General features: G+C 48.2%; 22 protein-coding genes and 1 pseudogene. 19 read left to right on the forward strand and 4 right to left on the reverse strand.

All coding sequences use genetic code 11. From position 1 onward, the window contains the following. Positions 1 to 142 precede the first annotated feature (142 nt). The 11 genes from MCG46_RS00090 to MCG46_RS00140 all read left to right on the forward strand — a co-directional run bounded on the left by MCG46_RS00090 (position 143) and on the right by MCG46_RS00140 (position 14,003). Complete coding sequence (locus MCG46_RS00090; protein WP_240276317.1) at positions 143 to 1,093, forward strand: hypothetical protein; 951 nt, start codon at positions 143 to 145, stop codon at positions 1,091 to 1,093. A 6-nt stretch (positions 1,094 to 1,099) separates the two neighbouring features. Continuing rightward, positions 1,100 to 2,965 carry a tRNA uridine-5-carboxymethylaminomethyl(34) synthesis enzyme MnmG gene (gene mnmG / locus MCG46_RS00095; RefSeq protein WP_240276319.1) on the forward strand — a complete coding sequence of 622 codons (1,866 nt, stop codon included), beginning with the start codon at positions 1,100 to 1,102 and terminating at the stop codon, positions 2,963 to 2,965. Next, complete coding sequence (locus tag MCG46_RS00100) at positions 2,965 to 3,594, forward strand: hypothetical protein (RefSeq protein ID WP_240276321.1); 630 nt, start codon at positions 2,965 to 2,967, stop codon at positions 3,592 to 3,594. The genes mnmG and MCG46_RS00100 overlap by 1 nt, the downstream gene beginning before the upstream one ends. Before the next feature lie 57 nt (positions 3,595 to 3,651). Next, a complete protein-coding gene (locus MCG46_RS00105) occupies positions 3,652 to 4,860 on the forward strand; it encodes a glycoside hydrolase family 10 protein (protein WP_240276323.1) in 1,209 nt (402 codons plus the stop codon). Positions 4,861 to 5,234: 374 nt separating this feature from the next. Beyond that, on the forward strand, positions 5,235 to 7,760 hold the full coding sequence (locus tag MCG46_RS00110; RefSeq protein WP_240276332.1) for a ribonucleoside-diphosphate reductase subunit alpha: 2,526 nt from the start codon (positions 5,235 to 5,237) through the stop codon (positions 7,758 to 7,760). A gap of 116 nt (positions 7,761 to 7,876) precedes the next feature. Then, complete coding sequence (locus MCG46_RS00115) at positions 7,877 to 8,923, forward strand: ribonucleotide-diphosphate reductase subunit beta (protein WP_240276334.1); 1,047 nt, start codon at positions 7,877 to 7,879, stop codon at positions 8,921 to 8,923. Positions 8,924 to 9,055: 132 nt separating this feature from the next. Further along, entirely contained in the window at positions 9,056 to 9,412 is a 357-nt protein-coding gene (locus tag MCG46_RS00120) for an FMN-binding protein (RefSeq protein ID WP_020226184.1), read from the forward strand. A 348-nt stretch (positions 9,413 to 9,760) separates the two neighbouring features. Beyond that, positions 9,761 to 10,231 carry a PTS sugar transporter subunit IIA gene (locus tag MCG46_RS00125; RefSeq protein ID WP_240276336.1) on the forward strand — a complete coding sequence of 157 codons (471 nt, stop codon included), beginning with the start codon at positions 9,761 to 9,763 and terminating at the stop codon, positions 10,229 to 10,231. After that, positions 10,228 to 11,064: a PRD domain-containing protein gene (locus tag MCG46_RS00130; RefSeq protein ID WP_240276344.1), complete on the forward strand. Its 837-nt coding sequence runs from the start codon at positions 10,228 to 10,230 to the stop codon at positions 11,062 to 11,064. Before MCG46_RS00125 ends, MCG46_RS00130 begins: the two co-directional genes overlap by 4 nt. A gap of 131 nt (positions 11,065 to 11,195) precedes the next feature. Beyond that, complete coding sequence (locus MCG46_RS00135) at positions 11,196 to 12,560, forward strand: PTS transporter subunit EIIC (protein WP_240276345.1); 1,365 nt, start codon at positions 11,196 to 11,198, stop codon at positions 12,558 to 12,560. A gap of 3 nt (positions 12,561 to 12,563) precedes the next feature. Next, positions 12,564 to 14,003, forward strand: coding sequence for a glycoside hydrolase family 1 protein (locus tag MCG46_RS00140; RefSeq protein WP_240276347.1), 1,440 nt, complete (start codon positions 12,564 to 12,566; stop codon positions 14,001 to 14,003). Positions 14,004 to 14,215: 212 nt separating this feature from the next. On the opposite strand, the gene MCG46_RS00145 is transcribed toward MCG46_RS00140, so the two are convergent. Beyond that, positions 14,216 to 14,611, reverse strand: coding sequence for an autophagy-related protein 17 (locus tag MCG46_RS00145; protein WP_240276356.1), 396 nt, complete (start codon positions 14,609 to 14,611; stop codon positions 14,216 to 14,218). 390 nt (positions 14,612 to 15,001) lie between these two features. After that, complete coding sequence (locus MCG46_RS00150) at positions 15,002 to 15,235, reverse strand: helix-turn-helix domain-containing protein (protein WP_240276358.1); 234 nt, start codon at positions 15,233 to 15,235, stop codon at positions 15,002 to 15,004. 105 nt (positions 15,236 to 15,340) lie between these two features. Here MCG46_RS00150 and MCG46_RS00155 point away from each other — a divergent pair, with 105 nt between their 5' ends. The 5 genes from MCG46_RS00155 (at position 15,341) to MCG46_RS00175 (ending at position 18,953) form a co-directional block, all read left to right on the forward strand. Then, positions 15,341 to 15,580, forward strand: coding sequence for a helix-turn-helix domain-containing protein (locus tag MCG46_RS00155; protein WP_240276367.1), 240 nt, complete (start codon positions 15,341 to 15,343; stop codon positions 15,578 to 15,580). Positions 15,581 to 15,582: 2 nt separating this feature from the next. Beyond that, positions 15,583 to 15,915, forward strand: coding sequence for a helix-turn-helix domain-containing protein (locus tag MCG46_RS00160; protein WP_240276369.1), 333 nt, complete (start codon positions 15,583 to 15,585; stop codon positions 15,913 to 15,915). A gap of 284 nt (positions 15,916 to 16,199) precedes the next feature. Continuing rightward, complete coding sequence (locus MCG46_RS00165; protein ID WP_240276371.1) at positions 16,200 to 16,514, forward strand: TIGR04076 family protein; 315 nt, start codon at positions 16,200 to 16,202, stop codon at positions 16,512 to 16,514. Positions 16,515 to 16,543: 29 nt separating this feature from the next. Next, entirely contained in the window at positions 16,544 to 17,404 is an 861-nt protein-coding gene (locus MCG46_RS00170; RefSeq protein WP_240276373.1) for a MerR family transcriptional regulator, read from the forward strand. An 82-nt stretch (positions 17,405 to 17,486) separates the two neighbouring features. Beyond that, a complete protein-coding gene (locus MCG46_RS00175) occupies positions 17,487 to 18,953 on the forward strand; it encodes an FAD-dependent oxidoreductase (RefSeq protein ID WP_240276382.1) in 1,467 nt (488 codons plus the stop codon). 79 nt (positions 18,954 to 19,032) lie between these two features. Here MCG46_RS00175 and MCG46_RS00180 read toward each other — a convergent pair whose 3' ends face one another. Continuing rightward, positions 19,033 to 19,806 (reverse strand): AraC family transcriptional regulator, encoded by a 774-nt coding sequence (locus MCG46_RS00180; protein ID WP_240276384.1) that lies wholly within the window; start codon positions 19,804 to 19,806, stop codon positions 19,033 to 19,035. 109 nt (positions 19,807 to 19,915) lie between these two features. Here MCG46_RS00180 and MCG46_RS00185 point away from each other — a divergent pair, with 109 nt between their 5' ends. Further along, complete coding sequence (locus tag MCG46_RS00185) at positions 19,916 to 21,088, forward strand: glycoside hydrolase family 88 protein (protein WP_240276393.1); 1,173 nt, start codon at positions 19,916 to 19,918, stop codon at positions 21,086 to 21,088. A gap of 10 nt (positions 21,089 to 21,098) precedes the next feature. After that, positions 21,099 to 23,126 (forward strand): alginate lyase family protein, encoded by a 2,028-nt coding sequence (locus MCG46_RS00190; RefSeq protein ID WP_240276395.1) that lies wholly within the window; start codon positions 21,099 to 21,101, stop codon positions 23,124 to 23,126. Between the two features lie 95 nt (positions 23,127 to 23,221). Here the strand turns inward: MCG46_RS00190 and MCG46_RS00195 are convergent, their stop codons facing one another. Continuing rightward, a complete protein-coding gene (locus MCG46_RS00195) occupies positions 23,222 to 23,800 on the reverse strand; it encodes a hypothetical protein (protein ID WP_240276397.1) in 579 nt (192 codons plus the stop codon). 356 nt (positions 23,801 to 24,156) lie between these two features. Here MCG46_RS00195 and MCG46_RS19395 point away from each other — a divergent pair. Beyond that, positions 24,157 to 24,591 (forward strand): annotated as a pseudogene (locus MCG46_RS19395) (ATP-binding protein); the annotation flags it as partial. Positions 24,592 to 24,623: the final 32 nt, after the last annotated feature.

Consider the following 24,623-nt stretch of genomic DNA (forward strand, 5'->3'; position numbering starts at 1 on the left):
AGAGGATCCGCTTATTTACGCCAAAACAAAGGGATGGAATACCCGTAGAAAACAAAATTCTGGAAATCCGACTTGTTCAACTTTGTTTTCTTTTCACAGCCCCTGGAAAATGGTAAAATAATAAGCATAGAGGTGAGTTTTCATGGCATCCATCGCATACATTACAGACCGCAATATGATTGAATTTCATCGTCTTAACGGGAATCGGACGATGAATTTCTGGCGTCCCAGCAATTCTAAGAAATTTACCGATTTCAAACCGGGTGACTTGTTGTTTTTTCTTGCGAAAGGCAGTGAGCGCGGCCGGCACAGGGAAAAGGGAATAGCTGGTTACGGACGCTTTCAGAAAGCCCATACGCTAAGCTTTCGGCAGATGTGGAATGTCTATGGGACGGAAAACGGATATGCCAGTGAAGAGGAACTTTACGATGCCATTGTCAAAGTGTCCAAAAATAAGAAAATGCCGAAACTGATGAATTGTCTGTATCTCACCGATGTCGTCTTTTTTCAGGCTCCGATCTATTTAAGCGAGATCGGCGTGGAAATTTCCAATAAAGTGGAAAGCTATATTTATCTGGACAAAGAAGATCCGCAGGCGACATCCAAAGTGCTGAACAAAGCCAAGGAAACCGGCGTTGATATGTGGATGGCTGCGATGAGTGAAACACTGGGTCAGAATTTTGACCTGGAAGAAGAACAGATCAAGCATCAGCTGTCGCAGATCATGGAAAAAATCAGCGATTCCTTCTATACTGAAAGTGAAAAGAAAAGACTGCGTCGCTTAGCAAGACAGATCATGGATCAAAAGGCGGAAGAGAAAAAAATCACCGAGCTGATCAAAGGCAGTAAGACAGAACTGGTCTGTTACACAGGGGAAAGGATTGAAATCCTGATCCCTTTCGTCTATACTTCAAAAGACTTCTATCGGAAACTTCAATATCTGATCGGCCACTGCGCGCTGATGAAGCAGGAGTTTTCCCGATGGAGCGAATATCACATTCCGCTGCATTTTGAGATCGTCGCAGAAGAGAGCCTGCCGGAAGAAGTCAGGCGGGCAATTGACGCTCTGAATCAGGGAGAAGAAAGGATTTGATCAACCATGCTGGATGTCATTGTTGTCGGCGGCGGTCATGCCGGAATTGAAGCGGCGCTGATCGCGGCACGTTTGGGCTGTGAAACGGCGCTGATTTCATTAAGTTTGGAAAATATCGGAAAGATGCCCTGCAACCCTTCCGTCGGCGGGCCTGCCAAAGGGATCGTCGTTCGTGAAATTGATGCCTTAGGCGGACAGATGGGCATCACCGCCGATCAAACAGCACTGCAGTTTAAAATGTTAAATACGACCAAAGGCCCAGGTGTGCAGTCCTTACGGGTTCAGTCAGATAAAGTGGCCTATGCTAAACGGATGCAGGAAGAGATTCAGAAGCAGGAGCATTTACAGCTGATCCTGGGGCTTTGTACTGGAATCACGGTCGAAGCAGGCAAGGTTACCGGAATCCGCATGGAGGATGGGCAGCAGCTGCAAGCCAAAGTTGTGATCCTCACCACTGGAACCTATATGAGCTCTTCCGTCATGATCAGCAGCGAAGTGACGCCCAGCGGTCCGGATGGAGAACCCACGACCAACAAGCTCTCAGAATCGCTGCGGGAAGCAGGCTTGCGTACCTTCCGTTTAAAAACCGGAACGCCGCCGCGGGTGCTGACGGCCTCCATTGATTTTTCAAAAACAACACCTCAGCCAGGAACGGATCAGTTTGTCGCTTTTTCTACAACGACAACGCAAATTCGTGAATTTGAAAAACAAAAGCTCTGTTATCTGACCTACACAACCCCGAAAACACATGAGCTGATCCTGGCCAATCTCAAGAAGTCCAGTATGTATTCCGGGGTCGTCAAGGGCGTTGGCCCGCGTTACTGTCCTTCCATTGAGGATAAGCTGGTTCGCTTTGCGGACAAACCGCGCCATCAGATCTTTTTGGAGCCGGAATCCGAATCACTGGATACGACGTACATTCAAGGCTTTTCCACTTCATTGCCGCGTGATCTGCAGGAACAAATGGTGCATTCCTTGCCAGGTCTGGAACAGGCGGTAATTGAAAAATACGCCTATGCGATTGAATATGATGCGGTGGATCCGCTGCAGCTGAAGCCTTCGCTGGAAACCCTGACGATTGAAAATCTGTTTACTGCCGGTCAGATTAACGGTACCTCCGGTTACGAAGAAGCCGCGGCTCAGGGATTAATGGCCGGGATTAATGCCGTGCTGAAACTGCGCAGTCAACCGCCGCTCGTTTTGCGTCGCGATGAAGCCTACATCGGCGTCATGATCGACGACCTGGTGACCAAAGGCACGCAGGAACCTTATCGGCTGTTAACCTCCAGAGCCGAGTTTCGCTTACTGCTGCGGCATGACAATGCCGATCAGCGCTTAATGCACTACGGTTATCAGCTGGGCAGCATCAGCGAAGAACGCTGGCAGGATTATCAACATCGCCGCACGTTGGTGGACGATCTCAAAACCAGACTGAAAGCTTGCCGTCTAACACCGAAAAGTCCGATTCAGTCAGCCTTGGAAGCGGCTGGATATCCAGCTTTGAGCGAGGGCATCAGTGCGGAGGAACTCATCCGGCGGCCGCACATGACGATTTCCGCGCTGCAGCCAGCTTTGGATTTTGACGTTGATGCCACTGCCGCGGCCCAGACTGAAATCGAACTGAAATATGAAGGCTATATCACCAAGGCCCGCAAGGAAGCTGAGAAAATGATGGCCATGGATCATGTGATCCTGCCTCAGGACCTGGATTACGATCAGGTCCAGCATCTTTCGCTGGAAGGCCGTCAGAAGCTGAAAGCGATCCAGCCGCATACGCTGGGCCAGGCATCACGAATCTCCGGCGTTTCGCCGGCCGACATCGCCATGCTAGCGATGGTTTTGGAACAACGTCACAGAAAGGAACAAATTTAATGAAACCAGAAGAAGTGATTTCCCGCGTCTGCGTCTACGGCTTGGAAGAAAGCGTGCGCGGAAGCAAATATCCGATGGCCACCGATCTGAGCAAGGTCAGTGAGGACATCACGCCAACCGTCATCAAGCTGGCAACCAGCCGGCAGGGCGAAGGCCATGACAATTTTATGAACGGCATTCTCGTCCAGATGGATCTGACCTTGACTAACAAAGCCTGGGTGGAAGCTGAACGCTATCATTTCCTCGACTTTGTATCCAGCCAGTCCACAATGCACCGGATTACAAAGTTCGATCTCGACAGTGCGTATATCGACTATGTGGATCCGCGGATGATCGACATCATGAAGGAAAAGGTTCAGGCTTACAATGAACTGCAGGCTCAGCTGAAGGAAACCGAAGATCCCAAACAGAAACAGGCGCTGCAGGCGGAGCTGAACGAACGCTATTTACAGATTTTATATTCCAATCCCTGCGGTTTCCGCATCACCGCGCGCATGACGACCAACTATCGTCAGCTTAAGACCATCTATCTGCAGCGGCGGACGCATCGGCTGCCGGAATGGCGGGCTTTCTGTGCCTGGATCGAAACCCTGCCGCACAGTGAATTCATTACGGGCAAGACCGAATAACCCCTCTCATAAATCACGGAAGCCCGGCATAAAGTAAGGGTGAAGGAGAGCGAGCTTATGCATATTAAACGAATTCTGATCGCCGTCTTCGTGATCCTGCTGATCTTCGCCGGCTGTCATCCGCGCAAACAAAGCAGTCAGCTAAGCGAAGTCCGGGCGGCCTGGATCTCTTACATCGAATTATCAACAATTTTGGATAACCGCAGCGAAGCGGAGTACGTCAGCGGCGTCAAAACAATGCTGGAGAATCTGAAAGCGATGAACTTCAATACCGTTTATGTTCATGCATCTGCCTTTACAGATGCCTATTACCCTTCACAATATTATCCAGCTGCGCAGTATGTTGCCGGACAGATTGGCCAACAGGTCAGTTATGATCCGTTTGGTCTGTTTGTTGAACAGGCTCATCAAGCAGGTTTTCATATTGAAGCCTGGATCAACCCGATGCGCTCGTTCCGTACGGATCAGGAAAGTCAGATACCCTCTGACTGCGTCATCGGCCAATGGCTGAAGGATGCCTCCATGCGGGGAACACGGATCGTCAGTGAAGGCGATCGCTGGTATCTCAATCCAGCCTATTCAGAAGTCCGCGATCTAATCTGCGCGGTGGCGAAGGAACTGGCGCAGAATTATCCAATTGATGGTCTGCATATGGATGACTATTTCTACCCTGATGGCGTGACCGCGGAGTTTGATCGAACCGCTTATCAAGCTTACCAACAGACCGGCGGTGGGTTGTCATTGGGCGATTGGCGGCGGCAGAATATCAATGAAATGGTTGCCAATCTGTATGCCACAGTAAAACAGGTGGATAACAAGATCCAGGTCGGCATCAGTCCGGCCGGGAATCTGGAATATTCGGTGGAAAGCATTTATGGTGATGTCCGGGAATGGGTCAGTCGTGACGGCTACCTGGATTACATTCTGCCGCAGATCTATTTTGGTTATGAACATGGCACGCTGCCGTTTGATCAATGCCTGAAGCAATGGGAAGACTTGACCCGCGGAACTTCGACGCAGCTGATCGTCGGTCTGGCCGCGTATAAAATCAATACCGTAGACAACTACGCTAAGGATGGCAAGTATGAATGGCAGCAGCATGATGATATCCTTAAGCGTCAGATCGCGCAGCTGCGCGAACACAAGGACGTTGCGGGATTCTCCATTTTCAGTTACAATTCTCTGTTTCGCCCGGATGCCGAGAACGCCGAACAGGTCAGCCGTGAGTTGGAGAATGTTCGGGAACTGATCGTGGAAGCCAAGTAGAAGTATAAAACAGAATAAAAGCGATAGACTGGCTGAAATGGGAAGCTCATGGGCCGAACCCCAGGCCGAAACAAGATCACAAGTCTAAAGCAGAGAACTGTGAACTTGGAAATGCAGTTTATCATCATTCTTAAAGCGATCATCCGAGAGAATCAACTGGGTTCATTCCCAGTTTTTTCTTGCCTCCGCTGCCCTGTTTGCGGCAGCGGAAACGGGCATATCTTTTCCTTTGCGTCCGCAAGTTATGTATAATAAGCACACAATGCCCGGATACCCTGGCTGCCGCTGTTCAAAGATAGCGATGCTGAACAGGCTGAAAGTCAGGGGCAGAAAGATCGGGGTCAAGGAATGAAGATGGGAAAAGGAGAATGTCAATGAAGATCATCAAACGAGATCAGAGCTTTCAGGTTTATGACCGTCAGAAAATCAGCCGGGCAGTCAGCGCGGCGTTTGAAAGCGTGGGTCATTCGTTATCCGAAGTTCAGAAGGAAGTCCTTCTGGATCAGGTGGAGGTGCAGATCCGCACGGCAGGGGAAATTGCCCCGGTCAGTGTGGAACAGATCCAGGATTGGGTAGAACAGGCTTTAATGCAGCAGGGATGTTATGAAGAAGCTCGGCACTATATTCTGTACCGTCAGGAACATGCCCAGCTGCGCGGACAGATCGATCAGCTGCGCCGGATTATACCCGATGAGGAAATCCTGGCCTGCTGCCGTCAGCTGCAGCGGGATTTTACTCAGCCGGGAATGTCGTTGGCGGTTCTGATTCAGAAGGTTCAGGCGTTTTCAAAAGAGAAGATGAAGCGTTCCCAACAGCTCGATAATCTGATCCGCGCCTGCATTGAGCTGGTCAGTCAGGAAGCACCGCAATGGGAGATGGCGGCGGCTCGATTTATGATGATCAAGCTGCGCCGCGCTGTCAGTCAGCGAATGGAACGGCAGGGAATCCGCACGTTAGCGCAGAAATTGTTATATCTGGAAGCACAGGGCCTGTTAAATCCAATGCTGTCCGAGAATTACAGCTATAAGGACTTAGCCCGATTGGAACAAGCGATGGATCCGCACCGTGACGAATTGTTCAATGCCAGCGGTCTGGAACTTTTGATCAAGCGCTATCTGATTCATGATCACCAGGGAGAAGTGTTGGAGCTGCCGCAGGAAATGTTTATGGGCATCGCGATGCATCTGGCGATTCCTGAGAAGGAAAATCGGGTTGAATGGGCGATCCGGATCTATGATGTCCTGAGTCAGCTGCAGGTGACGATGGCCACGCCGACACTGGCCAATGCCCGCAAACCGCAGGCCCAGCTGGCTTCCTGTTTCATTGACGTCGTTCCGGATTCACTAAAAGGAATTTATAAGTCGCTGGACAGCTTTGCCCAGATTTCCAAACAAGGCGGCGGGATGGGCTTATACTTCGGAAAAGTCCGGGCTTCCGGCAGCGATATCCGCGGTTTCCAAGGCGCGGCCGGCGGCGTGCTGCGCTGGATTCGGTTGGTCAATGATACCGCTGTGGCTGTTGATCAGCTGGGAGTGCGGCAGGGTGCGGTTGCGGTCTATCTGGACTGCTGGCACAGAGATTTGCCGGAATTCCTTCAGATCCGCACCAACAACGGGGATGACCGGATGAAAGCTCACGATGTTTTCCCGGCCGTCTGTTATCCGGATTTATTCTGGCGGATGGCGAAGGAAAGTCTGGATCAAAACTGGTATCTGATGTGCCCGCATCAAATCCAAAGCGTCAAAGGCTATGCGCTGGAAGACTGTACTGGGGCATTATGGGAACAGCGCTATCAGGAATGTGTGAACGATCCGCGCATTGAAAAGCGTGTGATCCTGCTGAAAGATCTGGTCCGTCTGATTTTGAAATCGGCGGCGGAAACAGGAACACCGTTTGTCTTCAACCGCGATGCGGTCAATGCGATGAATCCCAATGGCCATCGTGGGGTGATTTACTGTTCCAATCTGTGTACGGAAATTGCGCAGAACATTCAGCCCATGGGTGAAATTGAAACTCGGTTAGTGGATATCGATGGCGAAGCCGTGATCGTGGAACAGGTCAAAGCCGGAGAAATGGTGGTCTGCAATCTGGCATCGCTGAATCTTGGCCGGCTGAATACTGAAGATGAAGCCGAGCTGCGTTCTGTCATAGAAGTGACGGTCCGGGCGCTGGATAATGTGATCGATCTCAATGCCTATCCTCTGCCGCAGGCTCAGCGGACCTCGCAGCAGTGGCGGGCAATCGGTCTGGGTGTCAGCGGACTGCATCACTGGCTGGCCAAACGTTCGCTTTTCTTTGAATCAGAAGAACATCTCAAAGCCACCGATGCTTTGTTTGAGGCGATCAACTACAACGCGATCCGCGCCAGTCTGAAGCTGGCTCAGGAAAAAGGCCGGTATGCCTATTTTGAAGGCTCTGACTGGCAGACCGGAGCCTATTTTACGAAACGTCACTATCAATCTCCGGCCTGGCAGGCGCTGGCCAAGGAAGTCGCGGAGCAGGGTTTACGCAATGGCTGGCTGTTAGCCATTGCCCCGACGAGCTCCACTTCGGTGATCGCCGGAACCAGTGCCGGCGTTGATCCGATCATGAACAAGTTTTTCTTAGAGGAAAAAAAGGGCAGCATCATCGCCCGTGTTGCGCCGGAGCTGAACGATCAGACCTATTGGTATTACAAAAAGGCGCATCAGATCGATCAGACCTGGGTTGTCCGAGCTGCCGCCGTCCGGCAGCGGCATATTGACCAGGCTCAATCCGTGAATCTTTATATCACCACGGATTATTCGCTGCGGGATTTGTTGAACCTGATGATTCTGGCTTGGGAAAAAGGCGTCAAGACGCTGTATTATGTCCGCAGTCAGTCGCTGGAGGTGGAAGAGTGCGAATCCTGTTCTGCTTAAACAAAACTTGTAGAGAAATCCGTTTGGGGCTGCGCAATCTTTCAATGTTAACAGCTTTTAAAAGGAATTCCGCGGTGATTTTGTGCAAGCTTAGACTCGATTAAGGAGGAACTATCATGTCTGAACAACTCAAACGCAAAGCTCTGTTTAATGCTCAGGGCGATACTGACGTGCGGCTGCGCCGGATGATCAATGGCAACACAACCAATCTCAACGATTTCAACACACTGAAGTATGGCTGGGTATCTGACTGGTACCGCCAGGCTATGAATAATTTCTGGATTCCCGAAGAAATCAATCTCGGTCAGGATCTCAAGGATTATCCGAAACTGGAACCCGCTGTGAAGACCGCTCTCGATAAAACCTTATCGTTTCTGATCTTCCTCGACAGTATCCAGACGGCCAATCTGCCGAATATTGGGGAAGTGATCACGGCCAATGAAATCAATCTCTGTCTGACGATTCAGGCCTTTCAGGAAGCAGTGCATTCGCAAAGTTACAGCTATATGCTCGATTCCTTCTGTTCTCCGGATCAGCGCACAGAAATTCTGTACCAGTGGAAAGAAGATCCGCGCTTATTAAAACGGAATGAGTTTATCGGCGGTCTGTATAATGAATTTATCGAACAGCGGACACCGCTGCAGCTGATGAAAACGCTGATGGCCAACTATATCCTGGAAGGCATCTACTTCTATTCCGGCTTCATGTTTTTCTACAACCTTGGCCGGATGGGACTGATGCCGGGTTCAGTCCAGGAAATCCGCTACATCAACCGTGATGAAAATACTCATCTCTGGCTGTTCCGCAGCATCATCATGGAGCTGCGCAAAGAAGAACCGCAGCTATTTGTCCCGGAATATGATCAGCTATATCGGGATATGCTGAAGCAGGGAGTTGAGGAGGAAATCGAATGGGGCTGTTCGATTCTCGGCGATGCGATTCCCGGATTAAACAAGACGATGATCCGCGATTATATCCACTATCTCGGCAATCTGCGGGCGAAAGCGATTGGTTTGGATCTGATCTATCCGGGGGAAGAAGAGGAACCGTCCTCCATGAAATGGGTCAGCCAGTATGCCAACGCCAATCTGATCAAAACGGATTTCTTTGAAGCCCGTTCCAGTGCCTACGCCAAAGCTTCCGCCCTCAAAGATGACCTGTAAGCCGCTTTCAGCCTTGTTTTAAAGCGATTTTCCGCAAGAACAGATCGTTCAGGAATTGACATTGGAAACGGGTGTTGATATGATTAGACTATCGACATCGTTCGATATTTGTGGAAGGAGAAAGAAATTACCATGAAAAAGTTTTTAGCACTTGCTCTGGCAGGCATGATGGTTCTGTCGATGAGCGCTTGCGGAAGCAAGGATAAGGGCGGCGACGCAGCTGGCTACAAAGACGGCACATACACATCAACACAGAAGGGCAACAACGGCGACGTTACTGTCGAAGTAAAAATCGAAGGCGGCAAGATCACCAGCGTTACAACTCCGGAACAGGCTGAAACAGCAGGTCTGGGCGACGTAGCGATGGAAAAAGTCTGCGCTGCTATCGTAGAAGCAAACTCTGCAGAAGTTGATACCATTTCCGGTGCGACCAATTCTTCCAACGCTGTCATCAAAGGCGTTACAGAATGCTTAGGTCAGGCGAAGTAAGAAAATTATAAGAAGCCTCTATTCTTTCATTAAAAGCGTGAACAACTGTTATTGAAAGTGGGGAAGATGAGTCAGCATGTCCGACTCATCTTTTTTTTCGTATAGAAGGAAAAAAATTCAATTTCAATGTTCCAGCTCTGATTTTAAAGGAATGGAATGCGCATGCTGTGGGAATGATCAGCGCTGAATTCTTGAGCTCAGTTCATGAAAGCGCTTGACAAAAATAAAATTCAGGTGTAATTTTAAATTATCGTTAGACTGTAACTCGTAAGGGAGGCATAACTAACCAGAACATTTGTTTTGGTTATGGTTTGCCTCCCTTTTTTGTTGCACAAAGGAGGTGTTAAGATGTTAAGTCTGTTCGCAAAGAAAACGATGATCTTAGGTGCTCCGGCAGAAGGGGATCTGCTCGATATCACACAGGTCAGCGATCCATTTTTCGCCAGTAAAAACTTAGGCGATGGGATCGCGGTGAATCCGCATACCGAGCTTGTCTGTGCTCCCTGTGATGGGAAACTAATCATGCTTTTTGAAACCCGGCATGCCTTCGGGATCCGCAGCAAAGATGTGGAACTGTTGATTCACATCGGCATTGATACGGTAGAAATGCAGGGACAGGGATTTACAGCCTTAAAGAAGGTCAACGATCCAGTCCGTCGGGGTGAGCCGATCATCCGGTTTAACCGCCAGCTTTTAAGCGCCTATGACCTGACGGTGATGATGCTGATCACCAAAGCATCAAACTGGCATTGGGAAAAACATTTGGATCTGCAGTCCGTAAAAGCTTCAGAAACCGTCATGACTGGAGAACGCTTATGAAGCTGTTAAAAAAGATCAATAACAACTTTGCATTGGCGGAAGATTCCAAGGGTGAAAAAGTCATTGTTGAAGGCCGCGGTGTCGGCTTTCAGAAAATGCCGTGCGAGCTGACAGATCTTTCACTTATTTCCCGCACGTATTACGGTTTCAACTCGGAAACAATCCGCCTAATTCAGACGGTCAATCCCAAGATCCTGCAGATCGCGGATCAGATCTACAACGAAGCGGTCGACCAGATCCCGGCTGAGCTGAATGCCAATCTGCCCTTTACGCTGGCCGATCATCTGGAGTTCTGCATCGAACGGATGAACAAGAAAATTCAGCTGAAAATGCCGCTGATCTATGAATTGGAAAGCAGCTATCCGTTAGAAATGAAGCTGGCGGAAAGAACGCTGCAGCGGGTGGAGGAACAGCTGGATATCCGACTGCCGGAAAGTGAGAAAGCAGGCATTGCACTGAATCTTATTAATGCCGAACTGTCTGTCAAAACTTCCAATACGCAGCAGGAAGAAGAACTGATCGACGGCTGTACGCGGATCATTGAAGCGTATCTGCATCATCCGATCTATCGAAAATCGTTTAACTACACCCGTTTTGCGACACATCTGCAGTATTTGCTTCGGCGGATGAATCAACAACCTCCGCAGAATGTTTCCTATTCTCTATACCAGACGATTAAAGAACGGTACGCCCCAATCTGCGAAGTCGTCGGTGCTATGGCGGTCTATCTGGAAGCCAGCGGTTATCCGATTGGTGAGGAAGAGAAGTTTTATCTGATCCTGCATGTTCAGCGTTTATGTGATCGTGAGCGCTGTGCGCAGCCGACAGTGTAAAACCAAGGGATGTTATTTCTGCAGCCTTAACGTTCAACGTTGAGGAACAAACAAAAAATGGGGATCCCAGTCTAACGCGCGGGACTGGATCCCCATAGAAGAGAAAAACAAAAGAGAAGGAGATTTAGAGTATGACAAAAGACTACATGACTTTGGCCGCCGATATTTTAAAACATGTCGGAGGCAAAGACAACATTTCATTCGCAACGCACTGTGTTACACGGCTGCGCTTAACCGTGAAAGATAAAAATCGGGTAGAAGCGGAAGAAATCAACAAGCTCGCTTCGGTATTTGGTTCCAAGTGGAGCAACAATCAGTTTCAGGTGATTATCGGCAACGAAGTCAACGATGTTTATGAAGCACTCTGTCAGGTCGGTGATTTTCAAAGACAGGAAGGGATTGATGAAAATCTTGATCATTCGCTCTCACCCGAAAAGAAAGGCATCCAAGATCTGTTGGGAACGTTCATGGAAACACTATCCTCGATCTTTGCGCCGTTCATTCCGGCGATCGTAGCCTGCGGTCTGCTTCAGGGACTGTTGTATTCGATTCAGACATTAGGGTGGATCGATCCCAATTCCGCGACCTATACGTTTTTCTTTACCTGTTCCCAAGCTGCCTTTTACTTCCTGCCGATCCTGGCTGCCTTTTCCGCGGGCAAACGGTTCCGCTGCAATCCTTATTTAGCGGCAACCACGGCCGCGATCATCATGCATCCGACCTTCTCCGCCATGGCCGGCACGTCGATCAAGCTGTTTGGTTTTCTTCCGATTACCTATGCCGGTTATGCATCGACAGTCATTCCGGCAATTCTGATCGTCTATTTCCAGTCCTTTGTTGAAAAGGCCTGCAAGCGGGTTGTGCCGAAGATGATCGACATCATTGTTACACCGTTGGTTTCCGTCATGCTTTCGGCAGTTGTCGGCTGGATGATTCTGGCGCCGATTGGCAACTGGATCGGTACCTTTGTCGCACAGGGCATTCTGTGGCTGTATACTTCGCTGGGACCGGTCGGCGGTGCGTTGTGCGGCGCTTTATATCCATTTATGTTGATGACCGGCATGCAGGTAGCGATGTCGCCGATTACCGTGCAGAACCTGGCGACACTCGGCTACGATTTCATCTATCCCTGCACCGCGGCTTCCAATGCGGCAATGGCTGTCTGCGCGCTGTTTATTTTCTATAAATCCAAAAAGGAAGAAACCAAGTCGCTGGGTTTATCCACCGGGGTTACCGCTTTGATCGGCGTCACAGAACCGGTCATGTTCGGTCTGATCATGAAGTATAAAAAAGCTCTGTGGGCAACTGTGATCGGCGGGGCTGCCGGCGGTGCGATCATGGGGGCGTTCACGGTTCAGTATCTATCCTTTGGTTTTGTTCCGTTTGGCACGATTGTCTTAGCGATGACTGAAACCTTCCCCTGGTATCTGTTAGGCGTGGGTGTCGCCATGGTTGTCACCTGGATTGCGATGAGCTTGCTTAAATTTGAGGAGTAGAAGATGAAAAATTTCAGAAGTGATTTTCTCTGGGGTGGGGCGACCGCAGCCAACCAGGTTGAAGGCGCCTATCTTGAAGACGGCAAGGGTCTCAGTGTGGCCGATATTGTGACTGTTGGATCCCATACTGCTCCGCGCCGGATCTCGTTAGAAATGAAGGAAGAATATACTTATCCATCCCATATCGCCGTTGATTTCTATCATCATTATAAGGAAGATATCGCGCTGTTTGCCGAAATGGGATTTAAGGCTTACCGGATGTCGATTTCCTGGGCGCGAATCTTCCCTCATGGGGATGATGCCATGCCCAATCCCAAGGGAATTCAATTTTATCACGATGTTTTTGCGGAATTAAAAAAATATGCGATTGAACCGATTGTGACGATTTCCCACAGCGATATCCCTCTGGCTGTCGGCACCCGTTATCACGGATGGGTCAATAAACAAGTAATCGATCTCTATGTGCGCTATGCTGTTACGTTGTTTGAACATTATAAAGAGGAAGTCCGATATTGGATTCCGTTCAATGAAATCAATGATATGTTTTTGCCAATGAGCGCTTTAGGTCAGGGGGCGCTGATCGATCCAAAGGCCCAATTCTTCACCCAACAGAAGGATGATCCCAATGAGCGCTTCAACGCTTTAAACAATATGATGATCGCATCGGCTAAAGCGGTGATCCGCGGCCGTCAGATCAATTCCAACTTCCATTTTGGAACCATGATCTGCCATATTACCCGTTATCCGCGAACCTGTCATCCCGACGATGTCCTGTTGGTATTGAAAAACGATCTGTTCTATAACAACACCTGTGCGGATGTCATGTTAAAGGGAGAGTATCCGTTCTATGCTTTGAACGAACTGGAAAAACGCGGAGTTGCGCTGCAGCTGAATGACACCGAAAAAGTATTATTGAAAGAAGGGGTCTGTGATTACTACACCTTTTCCTATTATCAAAGTATTTCAGAAAGTACCCAGCCGTTCAGTGAGGAAACCAGCGGCAACATCATGGGCGGCATCAAGAATCCGTATTTAACGGAAACGGAGTGGAACTGGCCGATTGATCCGGTGGGTTTGCGGACAACCTTACTCAAGGTGTATGACCGCTATCGGGTTCCGATCATGATCACGGAAAACGGAATCGGCTGTGTGGATCAGCTGGAAGCGGATGGGACCGTGCATGATGACTACCGCATTGCCTATCTGCGTGATCATCTGAATGAAATGCGCAAGGCGGTGGAGGATGGCGTGGATCTGATCGGCTATATGGCCTGGGGCTGCTTGGATCTGATCAGTGTGTCTACTGGAGAAATGAAAAAACGCTATGGTTTTATCTATGTCGATCGTGACGATGAAGGCAACGGCAGCTATCGACGGATAAAAAAAGATTCCTTCGCCTGGTACCGCAAGGTGATCGCGTCTAACGGAACCGATTTAACATAGACCTGAATTCCATACCTTCGTTGTAAAGAGAATTGGAAAATGAAGTTGAATTAGGATTGACGGTAAACACTGTCGATCCTTTTTCCTGTCTGCCGATATGCAGCCGGATGTTTGACAGAAAAACTACTGTTCCATTAAAAAAGCGAACCCATCGTTCGCCGATCAGTACTGAATCTTCTTTCCAGCAGTCAGGAGTTCCTGAATAAAGTCGTTTATGCCTGTTGGCGGTAAATCATCCGGATGATCGGCGCATTGCTTTTCAGAGATTTTAGCATCGCCAGGAAAGTTTCAATCGGATCTTTGAGCTGTTCGCTGGTTAATTGATCGGCCACTTCAATCGAAGTTTCAATTCCTGCTTCGCTTTCTTCCTGAATCATCGCTTCGAGAATTTCCTGAACCTGATCGCTGATTTCCTGAAGTAGATCGAAGGCCATGATAAACATCCCCGGGCAGGGTTTTTGATTTTTGAAAAACGCATGCAGCAGGCTATCTTCCGTTGCCGCCCAGGCTTCATCAATGCGCCGCTGCAAATCTTCTATGACATCGTCAACTGTAACCTGATTGTCCTGAGCCAGTTGTTCCAGTAAGGCTTGAGTTCTTTCCATCATCCTGATCTCTCTTTCTAGGGTATTGACTTATTTTCTCCGATCTAATAAATTCCGATAATAGACCGCTTTGGAATCATTATTCCGGCGGCTGAAAAAATCATATATCAATTCAGTAATGAACTTGGCGGATAAATAAACCCAGCATTGAATTGCGTTCTTTTCTAAAAGACAGCGTGTTTCTCGGATTTTCATCTGTTTTTTTTACTTAAAACAGGATAGATGAAAGCGGCAAGCAGATATTGAAATATTAGCTCGGATTCCATGATCACCGTTTCCAACTCTGACAAAACTGAGAAGAGCCGCCCTGCCTGTTTCTTATCAATAGAAATAAGCTTTGCCAAAATGTGAATCAGGAGTTTCCTGCCGTTTAAAAAGACAATCTTTCCTTTTTCATTCCTCCTGCTGACCCTGCTGAAGGGCTTCAACAATTTGATCCCAGTCAAATCCCAAAGCTGTTAAGAGGATGAAGTAGTCGGAAACCAGACAATCTTGCCCCTGTTCCAAAGCAATTAATTCATTAACCGAGATTTCAGTGACCGTAGAAAGCATTTCTAACGATATGTTTTTTTTTGTACGAACCTGGTGAATGAATGAACCTACGTTAAGCATTCCTTTATTTACCATAATTAGAACATAACCCCCAATTTCAATTCTATCACGCGTCTGGGTATAATAAAAGCGGAATTGGATGTTATTGACTATTTTGTGTTGATACAAGGGATACATCAAATGAAATTAAATGAAGCGGTTTTTAAACGGATTGACGAGCTATGCAAAAAAAGAAACTGGTCCTATTACAAGCTGTCCAAGATCAGCGGCGTCAACAAGAATGTGTTCTACAATTATAAACGAGAGCCGGACAAGTACCTGACGCTGCACACCTGCTGTAAAATTCTTGCTGCGTTTGATATGTCGTTCGCCGAATTCTTTGATAGTGATCTGTTTGATGATTTAGACAAAGGAGTATAGAGATGAAATGTAGCGAAGCCCTGCGCAAGCGGATTGATGAACTGTGTAAGAAGTATAATTTGACCTATAGCTCATTAAGCAATAAAGCCTGCGGCAACAGCACAATTTCTTCCTTTATGTCTAAACCGCAGGAAACGTTATACCTTCCGACGATCTATTGTATCTGTCTGGCATTGGATATTTCAATCAAAGAATTCTTTGATTCACCCTGTTTTGATCAAATCGATGAAATCCTAGAGACACGGCGAAAAATTTTAATCGATGAGAATCAGGAAAAATCAAGAAAAAAGAAGAAAGGAAAGGGGAAAAAAGAAGAGCCCGATTCAAAAGAATAAGCAAAAGAATCCAACTTGAATCAATGAAGTGAGAAGCGAACTGGCCCCTCGAAGTAAAGGTCAGTTTTTTGTAGACTTTTTTTAAGAGATCTTTTTCCAATTGATATGGGAAAGTGAACAGATCACACGGGCCCGGAAATAAAGGCAAAAGCTTAAGAACTTAAATTGTTTAAAAAAGGGAAAAGGATGAAACAGAAAAGGGGACCGGCATCCGGCCTAAAAGATTTCGCAGGAAGGACTTGGCCGCTTTATGCTAAAATAAAGGCAAGAAGCAGGAGGGTGCTATGAAAAAATGTCGAATTACTGTGATGAAGATCACGCAGCATCGGGATTTAATGGAGCGTTTTGAAAATCCGATGGAAAACGCCTGCGGAATGCAAGAAGGGCAGGTGTTCATCACGAATGGCTGGGAGAAACCGGAAGGGTTTTGTGACAGCGCCTGGGGCAGCCTTTCCGCCTTTGTCATGGCGCTGGCCTGCGGTGGGGAAGATCTTTACAAGGGGTGGATGAAAAATCCCAAATCCGTTATGATTTCCTGCAATGACGGATTCCGGCCGGTCAGCTTCTATATTGAAGCCTTGTCGGAAGAGGCGGAATGAACATGGATGAACAGAGGAAAGAAATCTTAATGAAAAACAGAATTCGGGCAGATCAGGAAAAGACACGCAATTTTCATCAGTATACTGTCGGGGAAATGGCATCCCTTTTGTCCATGAGTGCGCCAACGATTCGTTTTTACGATAGTCAGGGAGCAGTGGTGCCGCATCGGGATCAGGAAAATCAATACCGCAGATATACCGTTGTGGATGGCAATTATCTGATCAAAATGAAGGAATTGAAGAATATCGGCGCCTCGTTGCAGGAGTCTGTCCAGCTTTTGAATAACGTGGATTTCAAGGAGTATTGCGAGGGCTTTAGAAAGCTTGAAGAAGCCGAGGAAAAACGCCTGGAACGCCAGCGTCTTCTGTTGAATGGTTTTCGTCAGAAAATCCAGCTGCTGAAAAGCCTGGATAGTGAATTGAACCGGATCACCATTCAGCGCCGTCCGGCAGTGTGGCGGATGGATCATCAGATCGAGGATCATTTTCTGACTGGTGAAAAAACAAAGGCGGCACGAACGGAGTGGACCGATTGGATGCCGGCTGCGGAACTGTCATTTTTATTCTCTAAAGACGACCCTGACCATCATCTGCATTGGGGCTTTGCGATGGAAGCCGAAATGGCGGAAAGCTTAGGCCTGGACCGTCAGGACAGCGTCTATTATCCGGCCGCATCCTGTGTTCACATGATCTTCCGGATTGAGGATCAAGTCTTTTTGCATTACGAAAACCTTCAACCCGCTTTCAGCTATTTAAAAAAACACGCTTTTGTTTTGGCCGGAGATATTTTAGGCCGAAGCATAGCGCGGGTTATGGGCGAAAATAACACAATCAATCATTACTATGACGTCTGGATTCCCATTCAGGATGAGGAAATGGAACAGAAATAAGACTTGACCTTCAAGCTTGTATAACGCTTATACTTTGTCCAACGATACACAAGTTAATCGTATCGAAGGGAGGAAATGTGTTATGCGTTTTGGAAAAAAGAGTTTTATCCTGCTTCTGAGTGCGCTGTTGCTGGCATCCACCGGCTGTTCATCGGCACCGCAGAATCAGGACGCCCAGCCAACGGCGGAACCGACCGCAAAGACAGAAGTGAAAACAACGGCTGATGTTTTGGTTATCGGTGCTGGATTGTCCGGACTTTCAGCTTCAGTCCGTGCTGCCCAACAGGGGGCAGAGGTCATCGTCCTTGAAAAGATGGCGTATGCCGGAGGCAACTGTATTCTTTCCACCGGAATTTTACAAGCTGCCGGTTCACGGCTGCAGGCTCAGGCGGGAATTGAAGATTCCCCAGAGCAATATGCCAAGGATATGGCGCAGGGAGCCAGTGCGGATCGGGATCCGATTCAGATGAACCTGGTCAGCCAGCTTTCCGGGGAAACGCTGGATTGGCTGATGGACAACGGCGTTGAATTTTCAGAGAAGGTGACCCAGGGGGTCGGCAGTACAGCCTACCGGGCGCACCAGTCCATGCCGGATGCAAATGAGCTGGTTTCCGGTTTGGTGGAAGCGGCTGAAAAGCAGGGTGTAGAGATTCAATATGAAAGTCCGGTGCAGTCGCTGCGGACGAATGATCAGGGTGAAGTGATCGGCGTGGTTGTTGATCAAAAGGGCACGCCAGTCGAATATACGGCGAAGTCAGTGATCATTGCCAGCGGCGGATTTGGCGGCAGTCCGGAAATGCTTTCTCGGTATTGGGGCGATGAATATGCCAAAATGAGCTATGCCGGCAGTCCGGGAACAACCGGTGAGATGATTGAGGAAGCCGTGCGGTTGGGCGCGAAGCTGACAGATATGGACAAAGCAGCGTATGGTTCAGCCACGGTTGATGTTAAAAAGAACATGCTGATCACGGCGATGGTCCTTTCCGGCGGAGCGATCCTGACCGATTCCACAGGTCATCGTTTCTGCAATGAAACCGGCGATCCGTTTGATACGTCAAGAAGTGTTGTGGAAACCGGAGAACCGTTTGTCTATGAAATTTTTGATCAAACCGTGGCAGAGAATGTCTATAAAGTTTCTGTTTATCAAAGCATGGGGATTGTAGAACAAGCTGATACCCTGGAAGAATTGGCAGAAAAGGTTGGACTGCCGGCGGAAGCGCTGACGGCCACCGTTGAAAAATACAATGCCGCAGTGGAAAGCCAGGAAGATGAACTGGGACGGACGATTTTCACGAACAAGATGGAAACTGCACCTTATTACTGCATTCAGGTCGCAGCCGGCGGGGTCATGACCTTCGGCGGTCTGACACTCGATGAACAGTGCCGTGTATTAAAAGAAGACGGGACGGTGATTGCCGGACTGTACAGTGCTGGGGAAGCCACCGGCGGATACCGCGCTTATGGTTATGTCTGCGGCGATGCCAATGCGCATGCCGCGGTAACCGGAAAAGTGGCCGGAGAATCGGCCGCGGCGTACGTGAAACAGTAAGTCATCGTTTTCAAGCGTTCATGAACTAAAAAAGATCCGCAGTACTTTCTAATCTAGAAAGGGAGGGGCGGATCTTTTCTTATTGTGAAGAGCGCTGACCGGCATGCCGGCGCTGATAAGCTTTAGGCGACAAACCCTGAATTTCTTTGAACAATTTGGAAAAGTAAAATAAATCGTCAAATCCGGCCTGCCAGGCAGCTTCACTGACGGAAATATCGGGCTCGCTCAACAGCTGCGCCGCTTTGCGGATCTGCAGCGTGCGCCAGTAGCGCAGTGCGCTCATGCCCGTTTCCTGTTTGAACAACGCACCGCAGTACACGACGTTCAGACCGCTGACCCAGGCTAGATCCTCCATGGTGATGGATTGGGTCAGGTGCGATTCAATGTAGTTTTTCATCTGCCGGACATGTGGATTCTCCTGCTGCGCCCAGGCTGTCTGATACAGCTCATCTAAAATCTGATAAAATACCGACTTGCAATGCAGGCGCGACAACGGCTTTTCTGTCAGCCAATGGCGATTGAAATCCTGAAATAACGGCAGATAGAAATCCAGCCGATCCAGGGTCAGGACACGCTGAGGCAAAGCCGGCAGCGGCTGATCGCTGTAAAAATCAAAAGACTGCAGTGTGAGCGGGACTTCCGGCAGCCGATGCGCTTCCCGCAGACTTCCCGCAGGAATTAAAAGGACCTGGTTCTCCCTTAAAATCAACTCCTGATCATCAATTTTATAGCAGGCTTTTCCCTTTAATATGAACACAAGGTTGTTGTAGTCGATGCGATCGCGCTTCACTCCCCATTCTAAAGTACATTCACGCTGAATCGCATAACGGAATGTGACGCTGAAATCTTCCATTTTCCGTTCCTCTTTCTTTAATTTATACAAAAAAACCTTAACCTTCCTATTTATCATAGCGAAAAATGATGATAAACTCAAGGAAGAAGAGAAAGAGAGGATCTCGGACATGGATCGTATTCAATTTTTAGAGAAACCCCAGGCGACACACGAAGAAATGATCGCCGCGCTGGACCGTGCCTGCACCCAGGTAGAAAAGAACCTGCCGGAATTTACCTATCAATATCAATCCGCAAGCAGTACGGATTTATTCTATCAGCCGATTATCAACAAGGACTGGACTAACGGCTTCTGGACAGGTGAAATCTGGCTGGCCTATGAACATACAAAGAAAAATATCTTTAAGTATGCCGCACTGATTCAGGTTGAGGATTTCTACAAGCGGATTCATGAGGAATTCAGTGTTGATCATCATGACCTCGGTTTTCTGTATTCACTCTCCTGCGTCGCCGGCTGGAAATTAACCGGGGATGAAACCGCAAAGCAGGCGGCAATCCTGGCGGCAGAAAAACTGATCACCCGCTTTCAGGAAAAAGGTGAATTCATTCAGGCCTGGGGAGAGATGGGCGACAAGGACAGCTATCGGCTGATCATTGATTGTCTGTTGAACCTTCCGTTATTATATTGGGCCAGTGAAGTGACCGGCGATCCGAAGTTTGCGGACATCGCACATCGGCATATCCGTACGGCGATGAAATGCGTTGTGCGTGAAGATTATTCAACGATTCACACCTATTTCTTTGATCCGGAAACGGGTCTTCCGCTTAAAGGTGTGACTCATCAGGGTAATCGGGATAATTCAGCCTGGGCGCGCGGACAGGCCTGGGGCGTTTATGGAACGATTCTAAGTTATCAATACACCCAGGATCCGGAATATCTTGAATTGTTCCAACACATCAGTGATTACTACCTGCGGCATCTGCCGGAAGATCTGATTCCATTCTGGGATTTCGATTTTACTGACGGCAGCAGTGAACCGCGCGATTCATCTTCGGCAGCGATTGTGATCTGCGGCTTCCTGGAAGCGGCAAAGGTGCTGGAGCCGGAAGAGGCGCAATACTATACAAAGCTGGCTCGTCAGATGATGAAATCGCTGATCGACAATTACGAGGTCAAGGACTGGAATTCATCCAACGGCATTCTGCTTCACAGCACGTATAACCGGCATACGCCGACCAACACCTGCCGCAATAAAGGCGTGGATGAATGCTGCAGCTGGGGCGACTATTATTATATGGAAGCTCTGACACGGATGGTCACGGACTGGAACCGGTACTGGTAAGGAGCAAGCCATGAAGAAAAACGAATTTTTTGCCCAGAACAAGCATTTCTTTGTTGAAGACGTTGAAGCGGTAAAGCAGTATGTGCTGACTCATTGTCCGCAGTCGGAGATTACCAAAATTATTGAACGCGCGGATGAAGCTTGCGCCCAGAGCTTCCGTTTTGATCTGCGCTGGGATATGGAATACACGGAAATTCCGGTTGTCTTTGACAAGGAAATCAACTGGCTGCATCAACCAGCAGATGATCCGGAATGGATCTTTGCGTTTAACCGCCATCATTTCTGGATTACCCTGGGTCAGGCCTATGTCCTGACGGGTGATGAAAAGTATGCCGAAGCGTTTGTAAGACAGTGCAAGAGCTGGATCTGTCAGATCAATCTGCGGGATCCGGATTGTGCCAACGCCTGCCGGACATTGGAAACCGGAATTCGGATGAATCTGTGGATTAAGGCCTTCTGTCTGTTCCGCAATAGCCCGGCGCTGACCGACAGCTTCTGCAGCCTGTTTGAAGAATCAATGATTGAGCAGGAAAAGTTCATCGCCGAAGTCTGGAACAGCACAAAAATCATTTCCAATTGGGGTGTACTGGAAAACCATGGTTTATTCACAGCAGCATTGCTGATGCCGGAGCATCCGTTCAGCGCGGCGATGCTTCAGGAGTCGCTGCATCGGCTGGATCTGCAGCTGCAGCGCCAGGTTTACCCGGACGGCGTACATTGGGAGCAGTCGACAATGTATCACAATGAAGTGGCGCAGGACTTCCTGGAAGTAAAGATCCTGGCAGACCGCAATCACATCGAATTGCCTGAGGGATACAATGAACGGCTAGCGAAGATGATCGAATTCTGCGTTGAACACAAAAAACCGGATGGGATTGAAATGGCGATGGGCGACAGCGATGACATTGATGTCCGCGATATTATTACCAAAGCGGCGTACAGCTTTAACAATCCGCAGTGGAAAGCGGCCGGTTACGCGGATTTCGATTTTGACTGTGTGTTTGATTTAGGGGCAGAAGCTGCTGCGGCTTATGCGGCGATGCCGGTTCTTCCTTCTGGCCGGCGGACTGTCGTTTTCCCGGACAGCGGTCATATTTTCTGGCACAGCAGCGATACCGCAGATCAAACCTGGCTGCATTTTACCAATGGAGTTCATGGCGGCGGACATGCGCATGAAGACAAACTGCATGTCGATCTGTTCTATCGCGGTGAGGATATTGTCCGCGACAGCGGCCGGCTGACCTATGTGGACAAGCCGGAACGGTTTGAGTTCAAAGGCCCGAAGGCACACAATGTCATCGAGCTGGATGATCAGCCTTCGATTCTATGCAAGCGTTCGTGGGGATATCACAAGCTCTCTTGGTCTCTCAATACGCAGGCCAGTGAAAGCAACGGTTTCCGTCTGGCTCAGGGAGCTGCGCTTGGCTATATGGATCTGGAAACTGGAAGTGCAGTGCTCAGCCGAAAAGTGGTTTGGCTGCGCGAAGACCTGATTTTGGTCCATGATGAAATTTATGCCAATCCGAAAGATACGCATAAAATTGTGCAGCGCTGGCATTTTTCACCGGCTGCGGAAGTGGCATTGAAAGGGCAGACTGCGGCATTGAGTCTGAATCACAGCGATTGTGAAGTTCTGACTTTGGCAGACAACGCGCAGGTGCGGCTGACAGATACCCGGCTGTCGCTGCATTACAACACGACGACGCCGTCGAAAATGCTGGAAACAGAGCTGAATGCATCGGGCTTCGCTTCGATCACAACGATTTTTTCACTCAATCCTAAAGGAGAAAAAGCGCCGTGTTTTGCGGTCAATGCGCCAGTCAGCTTAGTCAGCCGGCAGGATCGTCCTTTTGCGAAAAAGGTTGCGGAAGGCTGGGTTATCCAGAAAGGGGCAGATCAGTTTACAGTCATGATCGCTCATGAAGATTATATGGGACCTTCTGACGCAGTGCTGGTCAACGAACGACAGGGAATGGGCCATGTCATCGTCTGGTCAGGAATGGATAAGGAACAGTGGGGGACAACCCTGGCATTCTAAACAAAAAAGCTCTTCATGTCTGGAATTTAATTTCCGCATGAGGGGCTTTTTATGTTGCGAATGGAATGAAGCAAAGAACGTTTCCCGGGAAATAATCAGGAAGCCAGCTGCGTGAACGTCTTTTCCGCGGCTGGAAAAATGGAGTCGGTTAAACTGGCTGAAAACTCGATTGTTATCTCAACTTCGCTGCTGCGCATCTGCCAGACGCGCTGAATGGATGAATTGGATGAGTCAGGATCAGAAACCGATTGATCAAACTGAACCCAGACGGCGGTTTCAGTTTCTCGGAGGGTTTCACCTTCCTGCATATAAAAGAAGGATAATCCGCAGTGATTGTTGATCGGATGCTCATTGACATAAAAGTGGGCAATTTCACCCGACTCCGTCGGCAGCTGATAGCTTGTATAGCTGGCTGCGATTTTGGAAGGTGCCGTTATGATCGGAATCATTTTTTCTGTCCAGAACTGCGTTTCAAGGATCTTCATGGAAGCATCAGATTGAAACTGACGATGAAGATCTAGAAAAAGAAACGGCGACGAATCGGCTTTCAGCCAAAGACAGGCTGGTTTTTCCTGACTGTCAATAAGGTGGATATGCCAGCGGCGATATCCCAGATAACCAGAAAGAAGAAACAGAAGTGAAAGGATAAGATATAAAATTTTGTGTTTTCGCATAAAAGTTCTCTCTTTCAAGTTCAGTGAACTTTATAAATAAGTTTAAATTGCAGAAGGGAAACTCGATGGCCCAAGCAGTCTGACCCGCTCCAGAAGACAGGATGTTGCTTATTACTACATTCATCTTATCAGTGAACAGGCAAAAAAGGAAGAAAGGAAAATTGAATGGATCAAATCTTATGATTTTTCTCTAATCTCTGTTGAAATCATTAGACTCTAAAGCGATTAAAATTAACTAAAATAAGGGAAGCCAAGATGGTGAAAAACTCAGTATTGAAAAAGTTTTTAAGGTCAGACCTGAAAAACTGTTATAAAGTAGGGGCTTTTTGGTATTATATTAGAAAGGAAGTGATACTATGATAGACAGACCTGAATATATCAATGCAGTCAAACCCTTTATAGGCAAACCATTAGTTAAAATTCTGGCAGGAATCCGCCGCTCGGGGAAATCGACAATATTTGAAATGCTTAAAGCGGAAATGTTAAAGCGAAAGATTCCAGAAGATGCGATTATCCATAAACGATATACGGAAATGGATATTCCGCAAAATATTACGACAAGACAAATGTTTGAGGAAATCAAAGCAGCTATGGAGGGGAAAGATCATTGTGTTCTTCTGTTGGATGAAATTCAGGAGGTTCGGGATTGGGAGAAAGCGGTTAACGCTTTATTAGAATGAACCGACGCTGATATTTATGTGACAGGGTCCAATTCAAAACTCATGTCCAGTGAGATATCAACTTATCTGACAGGACGCTATGTATTGATTTCAGTCTATCCTTTATCTTTTAAGGAATACCTTACATTTAAAAATAAAAGTAC

It is taken from the genome of Holdemania massiliensis (assembly GCF_022440805.1).
Taxonomy (GTDB): domain Bacteria; phylum Bacillota_I; class Bacilli_A; order Erysipelotrichales; family Erysipelotrichaceae; genus Holdemania; species Holdemania massiliensis_A.